Raw genomic sequence first — 13,072 nt, forward strand, 5'->3', positions numbered from 1 at the left:
CGATCTAACCTGTTGATTGTATCGTTCCAATCTTCATGCACGATTGATTGATTAGGGCCGCTGCTTCGCTGAACGCCGCGCGAAGGCGATCCCCAACCTGAGGACTTGTACAGACAATGGCCGGGCTGGGATGCGGCATTGGCATGACCTTGATCGAAGCATCATGCGCCGACACGAGTTGTCCGGCCTTGGTCGCCACCCGGCCGGCCAGCAAGCAGACTTTCAGCTTGGGCAGCAGCGCGAGAAGCCCGGGAAGCGTGGCCAGCCCGGCATCGATCTCGGCTTTGCGCAGGGTGCGATTGCGGGCACCGGGTGGATGCATGATCCAAGGCACGGTGTTCCAGAGTACAAAATCGGACCGGTCGATGCCGGCCTCGTCGAGATAGCGCCGCAGATTGCGGGCGGTCCCGGACGGATTGTCGCGCGACACGAAGCGCGTGCGCTCAGGCCCGGGACCGGGGGTTTCGAGAAGCAACAGCAGCCGGGCGCCGACCCCGCCGTCCGCCGGGTCGAAATGCGGTACAGGTCTGCCGTCGGCCAACAGCCCTTCGCGCCAGCATTCGAGCTGTGCGACATGTGCATCCGCCAAGGACTGCCGCCGTCGCTTGATCAGGTCGGGGTCGTCGAGCCAGGCCATTCGTCTCCATTCGTGATCGGAACGACAAATATCATCGGTTGGATCTATGACGAGCAACGCGCCACCTTGGTCACAGTTACAGCAATGCAGCAATGGCAGAGCTGTCGATCAAGAGATCCGACAGGCAACGCGCATCATGGAGAGCGAGTTTCAGCCCAAGGAAGTGGTGGAAGAACCGACGCGACCGGCGACGAAGCGATTGCCATCGCAGCCACCGTACCGACCGCTCTACGCGGTTCGGTGAAGGTCGCGTCGTTCGCGCCATCCGCGCTGCCTCATGCGGCGGACGACCTGATGACGCGAGTGACCACGCTCTACGATGCCGATCCGCAGCTGCATCGGGCCTGGGCCGCGGCCCTGGAAACGAAGGGCCTCGCGACCGACGTCGCCGCAGGGCAGGATCCAGCCAGCCTCGGCCGGCTCACCGCCAGCTTCCTGACGAAGCCGAACGGCCCACGTATCGCTATGCTCGAGACCTTGGGCTGGGACACGCACAACGCGCAACAGGGTCGCCTCGCCAACCAGCTGAAGAACCTCGACGCGATGCTCGCGGCGATGCGCGACGAGTTAGGGGCAGCATGGGCCAGCACCACCGTGCTGATCGCGACCGAGTTCGGCCGTACCGCCGCCGTCAACGGCACCGGCGGCACCGATCATGGCACCGCATCGGTGGCGATGCTGGTCGGAGGCGCGGTCAAGGGCGGACGAGTGCTGGCGGACTGGCCGGGCCTTGCAGCAGGCAAGCTCTACCAGGCGCGTGACCTACGTCCGACCGTCGCGCTCGACGCGCTCATTGCTGGTGCCGCCGCCGAAAGCCTTGCACTCGATCCCACACGCGTAAGTCGCAGCCTATTCGCACAGATGACGAGCGGCTCACCGATGTCCGGGCTCATCAACGTGTGATCCGGCGAGTAATTTACCTCTTCAAGATCCTGCATGTTCTCGGCAAGTGACATCGGCTTGATGCTGCAAAGGGCTCGTGTCTATGCGCCTTGTGCTCGGCAAATCCGATTTCAGATCCGATCGTCATAAAGCTTGGTGAGTGCCCCCTGATATTAGCTGATCGTCAACTTTGCCTGACGATAGCGCGATAAAGGTGGGTGTCGGCCAAGGAGTAATATAGCCAGATCTCATTCCCGACAGTCACCACAGACGCTGCGAACGCTATATCGGTTGCAGTGCGCTCAAGCGAGGGGGGCGGCGTGATGAGCGGTTCGACGCAGCGTCCGACGACCTGGGTGTATTCGGCATCGAACGCGATCCAGCCGATACGCCAGCGCGCGTCATGGGTGGCGCCGTTATAGAACATCACCGGGCGGTCCTTGTCGGTGGTGAGCAGCGGACCGGTCGACAGGTGCCAGCTATCCCAACTGTCGGGGCGTGGCGCAAATGGGTCTTTCTCGTCGACCCACGGGCCAGCGTCGTGATCGCTGACCGCAAGTCCTACCAGTGACTTCTCTTCCCTAGCGAACTCGTAGAACAGGCGCCATCCGCCGCTCCTGGTACGGTCGACTGTCGCTTCCTTGATATTGCCCTGAGTGGGCGTGTTTTGCATGGCCACGCCCTGCTTCTCTAGTCGGTCGATCGATGGACCGGTGGCGTACAGCATCTCGCCGTGGGTCCGTGTTGCATCCACGCCTGTGTAGTAAATGACGACACTGCCGTCGGCACGGAAAACAGGAGTCGGATCCTCGCATCCGCCGACGTCGTCCGGCCCAGGGCCGGGAGATAGCACCGGCAGGTCTGTCGCGGTGAAGCACAGGCCATCGCTGCTGGTGGCATACCAGATCGTGCCCGTGTCGCCCGTCTCGTCGGGGCGGGGCACGGCGCGGACCAGCATGGCATAGCTGCCGTCATCCTGACGCCATACATAGGGGCTCATGAGGTCACGCCGCGAAACCGCTTCGTTGCCGACCATCGTAAGCGGGTCGATCTGCTCGACGTTGAAATCCACCGACACCGTCATGCGCCTTGCGCGACGGTGAGCGACAGCGCGCCGTCGATCGTAACCGTCGTGCCAGAGATATAGTCGGCCGCCGGCGAGAGCAGGAAGTTGACCAGCGCCGCCACCTCGTCGGGCCGCCCCGCACGCTTCCATGGAATTGCCATCTCCTTGCTCGCGAGTTCCGCTGCATTGTCCAGCGCGCTTTGGTTCATCGGCGTCAGGATCATGCCGGGCGCAACACCGTTGACGGCAATTCCTTTGGGCGCGAGTTCCAGAGCCAGGGTGGCGGTGAGTTGTGACAATCCGCCCTTCGCGGAATCATAGTCGACGCCGCCGGGGCGCGGTGCACGCTCATGGATCGACGAGATGTTGACGATCCGGCCCTTCATCGTTTTGGCTTGCAGCCTCCGCACCATTGCACGGCACGTGAGAAACGGACCATAGAGGTCGGATCGAATGACACGGTCGAACTGCGCCAGCTCCATGTCGACCAGCAGCACGCCGCTCATGTTCAGCCCGGCGGAATTGACCAGGAGGCTGACGCTACCGAACGCCTTTTCGGCAGCATCGAACAAGGCGGTCACGGCCGCCTCGTCGCCAACATCGGTCTGCACGGCAATTGCGCGAGACGTATCACCGATGGAGTCGCACACGCGCTGTGCTGCGGCCGAGTCCCTGAAATACGTGATGATGACGCGCGCTCCGGCATCGCCGAGCGCCTTGGCACAGGCGGCGCCTATTCCCGATTCGCCACCAGTGACGATGGCTATAGCATTGTCGAACATCGACTCGTCTCCGGAGAAATCTGGATCATAAACGCGGCTCATAACACCGTAGAGCCCGCGGAAATCCGCCATTGCGTGCTCAGCGTCAGAATCGACCGGTCGTGACACCGACAAGAATGCTCAGTGGACCTGCGATTGAGGTCCACGCAGTTATGATTGCTATTTCTGCACCTGAATGGCAGTTCCCAGCGTCATTGGATCACCTGGCGCGATAACGAGATAACGGCGCATGTCTCCTTTCGCATCGCTGACGACCTGGCGCAGCGGTCCGACCGTATTGACGATCGCGCCGCCTGCCGGGTTGGTCATGAACTTCGCCAGCGGTTGGATCGGGCCACCACCATCGGCACGTGTCGATAGACCGAGCACATAGGGCATCTTGGGGCTCAGACCCGCGACCGCTGCTTGCAGGATTTGAACCTGACCCTGGTCAAATAGCGTCACCTGACTGCGTCCCGTGCCATCCAGCGTTAACTGAACCTTCATCCCTGCCTGCGCGAGCGGCACGAGGTTTGCCCTGCCATCACCGTTCGGAACCGCGCCGGGGACATAGGCAACGCCTTGCGGCCCCTGGCCGATCGGGATCGTCGCGAGGACGGTGTTGGTGGTCGTGTCGATCGCCGCGACCGCGTCGGCGTTTTCCAGCCCCACATAGATCCGCGACCCGTCTCCCGAGGGCCACAGGCCGTGCGGCAGCGCGCCAACCGGGATGCTGGCGACCTGTGTGAAGTCGGTGGTGCGGAACACCTTCACGACATTCTCAGTGCCAACGGTCACATAAGCGAATTGGCCCGCTTTGTTACGGACTATGTTGACGTGATTGGTGAACGCGCCGGTATCGATAGTCCTGAGCACCGCGAAGGGCGGCTTGGCGTCGAACACCATCACCTTGCCGACGTCCTTGAGCGTCAACCAGACTTGCTTGCCGTCGGGCGTCGCGGCGATGTCGGGACAGAACGGGCTCGCCTGCTTGACGCGACCGACGATCTGTTTCGATGCGGTGTCGATCACGACCGTCTCTGGCGAGAAACTCGAGCAGACATAGCCGTATTTCCCGTTCGGCGAGAAGATCGTCATGCCGGGGCCGTTGGGGACGGGGATGCGCGTGGTCGGCTCGAACGTCTTGCCGTCGAGCACCTGGATATAATCCTCGCCGCGCACCGCGACCCAGACTTCGCGACCGTCGGGGCGGAAGAACGCTTCGTGCGGCGATCGGCCCACATAGGTCGTGTGCTTCACGGCATTGGTCGCGGTATCGATGAACGTCACCGAGTTCGAGCCGATCGAAATCACCGCCAGCGTCTTGCGATCGGGCGAGAAGCCCATGCCGTGAACGAGCAACTGCCCCTTGTAGAGCGGGCTAAGGTTGGCGGGGGTTTGTTCGCCGAGCTTGATGACGCCGAGCAGCGTGTTGGTCGACGGATCGATCACAGACACGGTGTTGGAGAACTGGTCCGAGGTGTAGAACCGGTCCTGCGCGCTGACGGGTATGTCCGGGGTCGCGTTCGGAACCTGCTGGGCGAACGCGGGGCCAGAGAAACACAAGGCGGCGCAGGCGGTCAGGGTTAAACGATTCATGGACGGTCTCCGTGATGGGGGTGACCGGTCGCGGTCGGTTCGGTGTGGGGTGGCAACGTGCCGCCGTCGGATAGGATGCCCTGCATCACCGCGATTTCCTGGCGCTGTTCGACGATGATTCCTTGCGCAAGCCGGCGCAGGCGTTCGTCCTTGCCATAGCGCAGTTCGATTTCGGCCATGTCGATCGCGCCCTGATGGTGCGGGATCATCATCCTTGCGAAGTCGCGGTCGGGATCGCCTGAATAGCCTGTCATCATCGCGCCGTGCATCCGCGCCATCGCCGCATCCATCGCCGATGCGAAGCCGTCCGTCTGGGCCAGCGTCACAGCTGACACCGACAATGCCGCGATCCCGAGCACGGTAATTCCAAGTCTCATCGATTACTCCAATGCGCTCCACCTGATCGACCGACACCAAATTGTCCAACGCATGGTTATGATCGATCGTATCGGCAAGTTGGATCAATCGCACTTTCATATTAAAACAATAAGAACAATATGTTGGTTCGATCGATCGGCGGCGCGTATCTCAATTATAAGGAGATCGGGCATGACCCTCGAACAACTCAGGATTTTCGTCGGTGTCGCAGAGCGCGAACACATGACGCGCGCTGCCGAAGCGCTCAATGTGACGCAGTCAGCCGCAAGCGCTGCCATCGCTGCGCTGGAAGCCCGGCATGGCGTGCCGCTGTTCCACCGGGTCGGCCGTGGGATCGAACTTTCCGAGGCGGGCCGCATGTTTCTGGTCGACGCGCGCGCCGTCCTTGGCCGTGCGGCCAGTGCAGAACTTGCACTGGCCGAATATGCGGGTCTCGAGCGCGGCACGCTGCGACTGGTCGCGAGCCAGACGATCGCGGGCTATTGGCTGCCGCGTCAGCTTGCGGCGTTCCATGCGCGCTACCCGTCCATCACGATAGAACTGGCGATCGACAACACGGAAGGGGCCGCAGCGCGCGTGCTCGACGGTGCGGTCGAGCTCGGCTTCGTCGAGGGTGTGATCGAGGAGCCCGCGCTCGCGCATTGGACGGTCGCGAACGACCGCATGGTGCTGGTGAGCGACCGCGCTGCCGACACGATCGACGAAGACTGGCTCCGCGCCTCGCGCTGGATCGTCCGCGAGCAGGGATCGGGCACGCGCTCGTCGTTCGAGGAGGTGCTGCGCCAGCGCGGCGTCGATCCGTCGGACCTTACCGTGGCGCTGACGCTGCCGTCGAACGAGGCGGTGCGTAGCGCGGTCGAGGCCGGCGCAGGCATCGCAGTGCTGTCGCAGCATGTCGTCGCACCTGCGATCGCCGCCGGAACGTTGCACGATCTGCCGCTCGGTCTACCGCGGCGTCCGTTCTACGCGCTGCGGCATAAAGAGCGCTATCGTACCCGGGCGGCCGACGCGCTGACCGACCTCATCAAGGAGACTGGCAAGTGACCGCCGATCTGAAGCCCGTTCTCGATGGTCTGAAGCCGCTCAGCCGGCTGGATTCTCCACGCGAGATGATCCGGCAGTTCACCCCCAACTGGTTCGCCGCGACGATGGGCACCGGCATCCTCGCGCTCGCCTTGCCGCAGGTGCCGGGCGTCGGCGCATCGCTGCACCCGGTCGGCGAGGCGCTGTGGTATTTCAACATCGCACTCTTCACGCTGTTCGCCGTGCTCTACACCGCGCGCTGGACGATGTTCGGGCACGAGGCCCGGCGGATCTTCGGGCACAACACCGTGTCGATGTTCATCGGCACGATCCCGATGGGGCTGGCGACGATCATCAACGGGTGTCTCGCGTTCGGCCTGCCGCGGTTCGGCGCGGGCGTGATCCCGATCGCCGAGACATTGTGGTGGATCGACGTCGCGATGTCGCTCGCCTGCGGTGTGGCGATCCCGTATCTGATGTTCACGCGGCACCAGCACAGCCTCGATGCGATGACCGCGGTCTGGCTGCTGCCGGTGGTCGCGGCCGAGGTCGCAGGCGCGAGCGGTGGCCTGCTCGCCCCGCATCTGGCGAATGCGCATCACCAGTTCGTCGTGCTCGCGACGTCGTATGTCCTCTGGGCCTATTCGGTGCCGGTCGCGTTCGGCATCCTCGCGATCCTCATCCTGCGGATGGCGCTGCACAAGCTGCCGCACGAGAGCATGGCCGCATCGAGTTGGCTCGCGCTCGGTCCGATTGGCACCGGCGCGCTTGGGATGCTGGTGCTCGGCGGCGACGCGCCCGCTATCCTCGCCGCCAACGGCCTCGGCCAGATCGGCGCGGTAGCGCAGGGGATCGGCACGATCGCCGGGCTGTTGCTCTGGGGCTTCGGCCTGTGGTGGCTGGCGCTCGCGACGCTGATCACAATCCGCTACTGGCGCGCGGGCATTCCGTTCAACCTCGGGTGGTGGGGCTACACCTTCCCGCTCGGCGTCTACACGGTCGCCACCTTCAAGCTCGGCACGACGCTCCAGCTCGGCTTTTTCGGGATCGTCGGCACCGTCCTCACCATCGCGCTCGCAGCGATGTGGCTGCTGGTCGGCGCCAAGACGGTCGCGGGCGGTTGGCGCGGCAACCTGTTCGTGTCGCCCTGCATCGCCCAAGCCAATTGATGGGCCGAACTGATCGTCCTGCCGGATCGAACCGGCGAATCTGATCGACCCGTACCGGGCAGACCGGCGGACGGGGCGCGCATACAGATCATGACAGAAACGGAAAATGTTGGTGGACAGCCTGGATATGAAACTGGCGCAGGCGACGAACCGCCGTCGCTTTCTCGCAGAGGCCGCGATCGGCAGCGGTGCGCTGATCGCCGCACCCGCGCTGGCGCAGAGCATGGTCGATCTGCACCTGCCGGGCGGTCCGTCGGAACGGCCGATGACCAGTGCGTTCCCCGGCAAGGGCAACATGATCCTCCAGCGTATCCATCCGCCGCTGCTGGAAACGCCGATGAGCGTGTTCAATGGCGACGTCTTCACCCCCAACGACCAGTTCTTCGTCCGCTGGCACTGGGCTGACATTCCGACCGCGATCGATGTCGAGGCGTTCCGGATCAAGGTGCACGGCGCGGTCACGCGGCCGCTATCGATCTCGCTCGCGCAACTGCTGAAGCTGCCGCGCGTCGAGCTGGCGGCAATCAACCAATGCTCGGGCAATTCGCGTGCGCTGTTCCAGCCGCCCGTTGCCGGAGCGCAGTGGCGTCACGGGGCCATGGGCAACGCCAAATGGCTCGGCGTTCGCTTACGCGACGTGCTCGACATCGCCGGCGTGAAGCCGGGCGCGGTCGCGGTGCGGTTCGGTGCGCTCGACCAGCCGGTGGTCGCGGGAGGACCGGATTTCGCCAAGTCGCTGTCGATCGACCATGCGCGCGATGGTGAAGTGATGCTCGCCTTCGGGATGAACGGCGAACAGATGCCGCTCCTCAACGGCTTCCCCGTCCGGCTGATCGTACCCGGCTGGTATTCGACCTATTGGGTCAAGATGCTGAACGACATCGAGGTGCTCGCCGCGCCGGACGACGGTTACTGGATGGCCAAGGCGTACAAGATCCCTGACACTCCAGGCGCGAACGTGCGGCCTGGCCAGAAGGATTTCCCGACTGTCCCGATCAACAAGATGATCCCGCGAAGCTGGGTCACGAGCCTCGACGAGGGGCAGGCGATCGCCTTCGACCGGTCGATTCCGCTGGGCGGCATCGCGATGGGCGGCGATTGCGGCGTCGCCAAGGTCGATGTGTCGACCGACAACGGCAAGACCTGGTACAAGACGACGCTCGGCCCCGATCACGGCAAATACAGTTTTCGCCGCTGGGATGCGCAGGTTCCGCTAACGCATCCGGGTCCGACCAGGCTGATGTCGCGCTGCTGGAACACCGCAGGCATCGCGCAGCCGATGACGCCAATCTGGAATCCGGGCGGGTTCATGCGCGGCAACATCGAAACCACCAACATCGTCGTCGGCTAAGGAGCGCAACGCATGAAAACGCCTTCCATCGGCACGCTGTCCTTCGGTTTCATCGGCATCGCCGCGGTAACGCTGCTCGCGATCGGTACCCCGAACAGCCGCGTCGCCCCGCCGCCTGCCGCCCCGACCGCACCACCGCCGCCGAGCGTTTCGGCGCGCGGCTTCTCGCTGGCGTCCACCTCGGTCGATCTTCCGACCGACGAAGGGCAATATCCCGCCGGCCCGCATGCCGACGTCATCAACGCCAACTGCACCTCGTGTCATTCGGCGAGCATGGCGCTGAACCAGCCGCCACTCTCCTCGGATCAGTGGACCGCGGAGGTCACCAAGATGCGTGAGATCTACAAGGCGCCCGTCGCCGCAGCCGATGTGCCGGCGATCGTCGCTTATCTGACCGCCATGAGCGCGAAGCAGCCGGGCGCCGCGAAGGGCAAGGCGCAAGACCCTGATCCGAAGGCTGCGCCCGACGTATCGGGGGGATCAGGCTAAGTCCATCAACTCACGGCACGCGGTTCTGCGCGCGAAGTGCTTTGCGGCGTGTACGTGTCTCGCGCAGTGTCGCATTGGGCGCGAGGCCGTTCGCGGCCACCTTGGGTATCGCAACGCGCTGTGACAGGTAGATGCCGTTGTGGCCCGAGCAGAGATAGGCCACGAAACAGGCGACGGCGATCGGCACCGCATAGGCGGCGCCGAACAGTTCAATCCCCATGAAGGTGCAGGCGAGCGGGGTATTGGCAGCCCCGGCAAAGACCGCGACAAAGCCGATCGCGGCGAACAGGCCCGTCGGCACGCCCAAGAAAGGCGCCAGCGCGTTACCGAGCGCTGCGCCGATGAAGAACAACGGCGTGACTTCACCGCCTTTGAAACCCGCGCCGAGCGTGACGACGGTAAACAGCAGCTTGATCGCCCAACTCCACGGATGCGTGTCCGGTCCGAAGAAGCTGGCGATGGTAAGGCTGTCGGGCCTCGCTGCCAGGATACCCAGACCCAGATAGTCGCGCGTGCCGAACAGGAAGACGAGCGCGATAACGACGACCCCGCCGATCACTGGACGTAGCGGACCGTAGGGGACGATCCGCTTCAGCCATCCCCCGACCACGTGGTTGGCTTCCGCGAAGGCCAGACCGACCAGTCCGAATATGATCCCCGCAATACCCGCCTTCGTCACGAGCAGCGCATCGACCGATATCAACGCACCGATCGGGTAGACACCGTGATGGATACCCCAGGCGAGGCACGTCCAATCGCCGACCAGCGCTGCAACGAGGCATGGCACTAGCGCGGAATATTCAACGCGGCCGATCGACAGCACTTCGAGCGCGAAGACCGCGCCCGCGATCGGTGTGCCGAAGACCGCGCCGAACCCGGCTGCGATACCCGTCATCAACAGGATGCGCGTGCCGCCCGCATCGAGGTGGAGCGCGCGGCCGAAACCGCTGGCAAGGCTTCCGCCTAATTGGACGGCGGTGCCTTCACGTCCGGCCGAGCCACCGAAAAGATGCGTCACCACTGTGCCGAAGAAGATGAGCGGCGCCATCCGCAGAGGCACCCCGCCGCCAGGCTCGTGGATCTGCTCGACGATCAGGTTGTTGCCGCCTTCCACCGTGCGCCCGGTCACATGGTAGAGGAATCCGACAACGAACCCGCCCACCGGCAGCAGATAGAGCAGCCAAGGCGATGCAAACCGCAGTCGCGTAACGGTATCGAGACTCAACAGGAAGGCCGCACATAGCGCCCCGACGAGTGCCGCCATTGGCAGCAGAATCAGCGCCCAACGCAGGACGGAGATCGCATGGTCGTGACGCTCCCGCACGAATGCCGCGACGTTCAACGTGTCGACCAGATTGCGAAAGGTAGCGCGCACAATTCCTCCTTGCTGCCTTACGGCGCCAAGTAGGAATCATCAGCTCGTCTCAGAGCGGTTCGGCCAAATTGCCCGGCAGAAATCCATTGCCGAGGTCGATCTATGCGACGTCTGCCCCAACCGTCAATGGGTATGTTGGTCGGGCAAATGCTCGGATCGGCCAGTCGTTAGCGTCTATCCAAGCCCGTTATATGTACCGACCCCGGTACGCTGCCTGCGGGACCGATCGACTTCGGCCCGCGCGTCGTTTATGTTGCTACGAGCGCGCCATCCAGATGCCGACGAGCGCGGCCAGCGACACGAGCATGAGAAACCCGTTCATCACCAGGAGCAACGCCGCTGGCAGGCGCTTGATGTCCGGTCGTGGCGGCGGGGCGCCTGCACCCATCTCTCGCCACACCGCGGCAACAAAGCAAAAGGCGCTAAACAGGATCAGCATCGTCCCGGTCGCCGTCGCCAGCCACGGGAACACGACGTCCTCGAGCAGCGCGCGCGCGCCGATGCCGGAAGCAAGCGCCGCCAATCCGGTACGCACCCAGGCGGCATAGGTGCGTTCGCCGGCGAGGATCGTGCGGTCCGCGGCAAGCTCTGTGCGACGGTCGGCGCTGTCCACCTGCTGGACTGCGCTGTCCTTCAGCGTACTCGCGCTCTCCGCCAGCTTCGCATGGGCCCGATCGGCGTCGTGCGGCGCGTCCATCAGTTTACGGTGACGGTAATGCGGTGCCAGGCAGTCGAGAGATAGCCCGCGAAGTTCCAGATCGCCTCGGGCCGTTCGGGCTGCATCTGCCCGGCACCGTCGACGGCGCGCACGACCAGAACGTGCGGTCCGGGCGACAGATCGACCGTCACGTGCCACTGCGTCCAGCTCCAGGGTGCATCGGGTTCCGCGATCAGTTCCGCCTGCAGCCAGTCGGTGCCGCCATTGACAGAGACCTCGACGCGGGAGACCGCTCGGCCGAAGGCGATCGCATAGCCCGCGATTCCGCACGCGCCGGCGCCGACATGCGCGCCGTCCACGGGGGCGCAGATCGCAGCGTTGAGCGGCATCTCCTCGATCGTCAGGCCCTGATCCCAGTCCGCGTCCTCCTTCGCTACCGACGCCGGAAAGAGCTTGTAGTCCTTGGCCTGGATCGGCGCATCGGACGGGCGATCGCGCACCTCGATGCGCGTCAGCCACTTTGCGCTACGAACGCCCGCATAGCCCGGCACGACGAGCCGCAGCGGTGCGCCATGTTCTGGGGCCAGCGTCTCGCCGTTCATGGCCCAGGCGATGAGCACGTCGGGCTCTAGCGCCTTGGCAATCGAGATCGAGGCACCAAACGGTGCTGTCTCACCATCAACATCCACGTTGTCGGCCCCCGTAGTGCCGACGAACGACGCGCTGTCCTGGATGCCGGCTGCGGCGAGCACGTCGCACAGCGCGACGCCGGTCCACGCCGCATTGCCGATCGCGCCCACGTCCCAGGGATCGCCCGAAGTCTTTTCCACGTCTTGAAGATGTGCCCGACGATTGCCGGCGCACTGCATGGTCGCGGTCACCGTCTGGGTCGCAAATGCCGTTTGAAGTTCGGCAACCGTGTAGGAGCGCGGGCGGTCGACCAAGCCGTCCAGCTCTACACGATGATCTTCGGCCAGCTCCGGCGTCGGTCCGTGACTGCGGATGTAGAAATTCGCCTGCGGCGTCAGGAAGGACGCGATCAGTTTATCCGGAGGCGTTTCCGCATTGAGCGGCTCCGGACAGCGGAGAATCAAAGTCTGTTCGGCGCGTTCGGATGCGGTCATGCAAGCGGCCTACCACGATGAAATCAGTAGCGAAATCGATCGTTTGGCTGGGAGATGTCACCAAGACTCTTTCGATCGCCTATTTCTTCCTGGAAGGCGGGGAAGCCATCGCCATGCCGTCGCGCGAAAGACGCCGAGCGATAGCCACACACCTTACTCATACATCGACGCAGAGTGGCTGAGCTTCCTACGACGGCTTTCGGCTGGAAGCTGACGTTTACGACCCGCGACTTGAATGACGGCTTTGTCCCAACGCAAGGCGTTCTTTGTGGCATGCCGTTTCTCTGAACGAACGGCCGGTTTCGGGAGCTGGATCGAGGGGCCTGAGTGACCGGAATGAGGGCGGCAGGCGCCCTTCCCTGCGCCTTCTCTTCGGGCTGCTGATGTCTGCTACGGGAGCTTGCTTTCCTGAATCCGGACGTGCCGTTTCGAGGGCTGGACCTGACTTTGCGCTTTCCGGCAGCAATGGACACAGTTTGGGACGTTCAGCAGCCCAGGTGTTTGCCATACAGCGAGTAAAGTTTGAGCTTTGACCCGTCGCCTCGGACTCCTCAGACGTT

At 63.9% G+C, this 13,072-nt stretch carries 13 protein-coding genes, 1 pseudogene and 1 riboswitch; of the genes and pseudogenes, 6 read left to right on the forward strand and 8 right to left on the reverse strand.

The window, feature by feature from the left end:
• Positions 1-4 precede the first annotated feature (4 nt).
• Entirely contained in the window at positions 5-637 is a 633-nt protein-coding gene (locus ACXJ1Z_RS19515) for a uracil-DNA glycosylase (protein ID WP_463781408.1), read from the reverse strand.
• A gap of 180 nt (positions 638-817) precedes the next feature.
• Here ACXJ1Z_RS19515 and ACXJ1Z_RS19520 point away from each other — a divergent pair.
• A pseudogene (locus ACXJ1Z_RS19520) lies at positions 818-1,540 on the forward strand (DUF1501 domain-containing protein); the annotation flags it as partial.
• A gap of 163 nt (positions 1,541-1,703) precedes the next feature.
• On the opposite strand, the gene ACXJ1Z_RS19525 reads toward ACXJ1Z_RS19520, so the two are convergent.
• The 4 genes from ACXJ1Z_RS19525 to copM form a co-directional block, all read right to left on the reverse strand.
• Positions 1,704-2,603, reverse strand: a complete 900-nt coding sequence (locus ACXJ1Z_RS19525; RefSeq protein WP_463781409.1) for a glycoside hydrolase family 130 protein — start codon at positions 2,601-2,603, stop codon at positions 1,704-1,706.
• Positions 2,600-3,409, reverse strand: a complete 810-nt coding sequence (locus ACXJ1Z_RS19530) for an SDR family NAD(P)-dependent oxidoreductase (protein ID WP_463781410.1) — start codon at positions 3,407-3,409, stop codon at positions 2,600-2,602. Before ACXJ1Z_RS19530 ends, ACXJ1Z_RS19525 begins: the two co-directional genes overlap by 4 nt.
• A gap of 117 nt (positions 3,410-3,526) precedes the next feature.
• Positions 3,527-4,945: a YncE family protein gene (locus ACXJ1Z_RS19535; RefSeq protein WP_463781411.1), complete on the reverse strand. Its 1,419-nt coding sequence runs from the start codon at positions 4,943-4,945 to the stop codon at positions 3,527-3,529.
• Positions 4,942-5,322, reverse strand: coding sequence for a CopM family metallochaperone (gene copM, locus ACXJ1Z_RS19540; RefSeq protein ID WP_463778144.1), 381 nt, complete (start codon positions 5,320-5,322; stop codon positions 4,942-4,944). The genes ACXJ1Z_RS19535 and copM overlap by 4 nt, the downstream gene beginning before the upstream one ends.
• Before the next feature lie 172 nt (positions 5,323-5,494).
• On the opposite strand from copM, the gene ACXJ1Z_RS19545 reads away from it, so the two are divergent.
• The 4 genes from ACXJ1Z_RS19545 (at position 5,495) to ACXJ1Z_RS19560 (ending at position 9,355) form a co-directional block, all read left to right on the forward strand.
• Complete coding sequence (locus tag ACXJ1Z_RS19545) at positions 5,495-6,367, forward strand: LysR family transcriptional regulator (protein WP_463781595.1); 873 nt, start codon at positions 5,495-5,497, stop codon at positions 6,365-6,367.
• A 65-nt stretch (positions 6,368-6,432) separates the two neighbouring features.
• On the forward strand, positions 6,433-7,515 hold the full coding sequence (locus ACXJ1Z_RS19550; RefSeq protein WP_463781596.1) for a TDT family transporter: 1,083 nt from the start codon (positions 6,433-6,435) through the stop codon (positions 7,513-7,515).
• 106 nt (positions 7,516-7,621) lie between these two features.
• Complete coding sequence (locus ACXJ1Z_RS19555; RefSeq protein ID WP_463781412.1) at positions 7,622-8,866, forward strand: molybdopterin-dependent oxidoreductase; 1,245 nt, start codon at positions 7,622-7,624, stop codon at positions 8,864-8,866.
• 12 nt (positions 8,867-8,878) lie between these two features.
• A complete protein-coding gene (locus tag ACXJ1Z_RS19560) occupies positions 8,879-9,355 on the forward strand; it encodes a hypothetical protein (protein ID WP_463781413.1) in 477 nt (158 codons plus the stop codon).
• Positions 9,356-9,365: 10 nt separating this feature from the next.
• On the opposite strand, the gene ACXJ1Z_RS19565 is transcribed toward ACXJ1Z_RS19560, so the two are convergent.
• The 3 genes from ACXJ1Z_RS19565 to ACXJ1Z_RS19575 form a co-directional block, all read right to left on the reverse strand.
• Positions 9,366-10,730 carry a voltage-gated chloride channel family protein gene (locus tag ACXJ1Z_RS19565; RefSeq protein ID WP_463781414.1) on the reverse strand — a complete coding sequence of 455 codons (1,365 nt, stop codon included), beginning with the start codon at positions 10,728-10,730 and terminating at the stop codon, positions 9,366-9,368.
• A 23-nt stretch (positions 10,731-10,753) separates the two neighbouring features.
• A riboswitch (Fluoride riboswitch) is annotated at positions 10,754-10,830 on the reverse strand.
• Between the two features lie 156 nt (positions 10,831-10,986).
• Positions 10,987-11,427: a YidH family protein gene (locus ACXJ1Z_RS19570; RefSeq protein WP_463781415.1), complete on the reverse strand. Its 441-nt coding sequence runs from the start codon at positions 11,425-11,427 to the stop codon at positions 10,987-10,989.
• On the reverse strand, positions 11,427-12,512 hold the full coding sequence (locus tag ACXJ1Z_RS19575; RefSeq protein ID WP_463781416.1) for a sulfite oxidase: 1,086 nt from the start codon (positions 12,510-12,512) through the stop codon (positions 11,427-11,429). The genes ACXJ1Z_RS19570 and ACXJ1Z_RS19575 overlap by 1 nt, the downstream gene beginning before the upstream one ends.
• A 17-nt stretch (positions 12,513-12,529) precedes the next feature.
• Here ACXJ1Z_RS19575 and ACXJ1Z_RS19580 point away from each other — a divergent pair, with 17 nt between their 5' ends.
• Positions 12,530-12,694, forward strand: a complete 165-nt coding sequence (locus ACXJ1Z_RS19580) for a hypothetical protein (RefSeq protein ID WP_463781417.1) — start codon at positions 12,530-12,532, stop codon at positions 12,692-12,694.
• The last annotated feature ends 378 nt before the right edge of the window (positions 12,695-13,072 follow it).

The organism is Novosphingobium sp. TK46, from assembly GCF_055361525.1.

What these genes read in the sequence shown, in the direction of transcription:
- ACXJ1Z_RS19515 (WP_463781408.1), bottom strand. Translation starts at nt 637, where the DNA reads ATGGCCTGGCTCGACGACCCCGACCTGATCAAGCGACGGCGGCAGTCC.
- ACXJ1Z_RS19525 (WP_463781409.1), bottom strand. Translation starts at nt 2,603, where the DNA reads ATGACGGTGTCGGTGGATTTCAACGTCGAGCAGATCGACCCGCTTACG.
- ACXJ1Z_RS19530 (WP_463781410.1), bottom strand. Translation starts at nt 3,409, where the DNA reads ATGAGCCGCGTTTATGATCCAGATTTCTCCGGAGACGAGTCGATGTTC.
- ACXJ1Z_RS19535 (WP_463781411.1), bottom strand. Translation starts at nt 4,945, where the DNA reads ATGAATCGTTTAACCCTGACCGCCTGCGCCGCCTTGTGTTTCTCTGGC.
- copM (WP_463778144.1), bottom strand. Translation starts at nt 5,322, where the DNA reads ATGAGACTTGGAATTACCGTGCTCGGGATCGCGGCATTGTCGGTGTCA.
- ACXJ1Z_RS19545 (WP_463781595.1), top strand. Translation starts at nt 5,495, where the DNA reads ATGACCCTCGAACAACTCAGGATTTTCGTCGGTGTCGCAGAGCGCGAA.
- ACXJ1Z_RS19550 (WP_463781596.1), top strand. Translation starts at nt 6,433, where the DNA reads ATGATCCGGCAGTTCACCCCCAACTGGTTCGCCGCGACGATGGGCACC.
- ACXJ1Z_RS19555 (WP_463781412.1), top strand. Translation starts at nt 7,622, where the DNA reads ATGTTGGTGGACAGCCTGGATATGAAACTGGCGCAGGCGACGAACCGC.
- ACXJ1Z_RS19560 (WP_463781413.1), top strand. Translation starts at nt 8,879, where the DNA reads ATGAAAACGCCTTCCATCGGCACGCTGTCCTTCGGTTTCATCGGCATC.
- ACXJ1Z_RS19570 (WP_463781415.1), bottom strand. Translation starts at nt 11,427, where the DNA reads ATGGACGCGCCGCACGACGCCGATCGGGCCCATGCGAAGCTGGCGGAG.
- ACXJ1Z_RS19575 (WP_463781416.1), bottom strand. Translation starts at nt 12,512, where the DNA reads ATGACCGCATCCGAACGCGCCGAACAGACTTTGATTCTCCGCTGTCCG.
- ACXJ1Z_RS19580 (WP_463781417.1), top strand. Translation starts at nt 12,530, where the DNA reads ATGAAATCAGTAGCGAAATCGATCGTTTGGCTGGGAGATGTCACCAAG.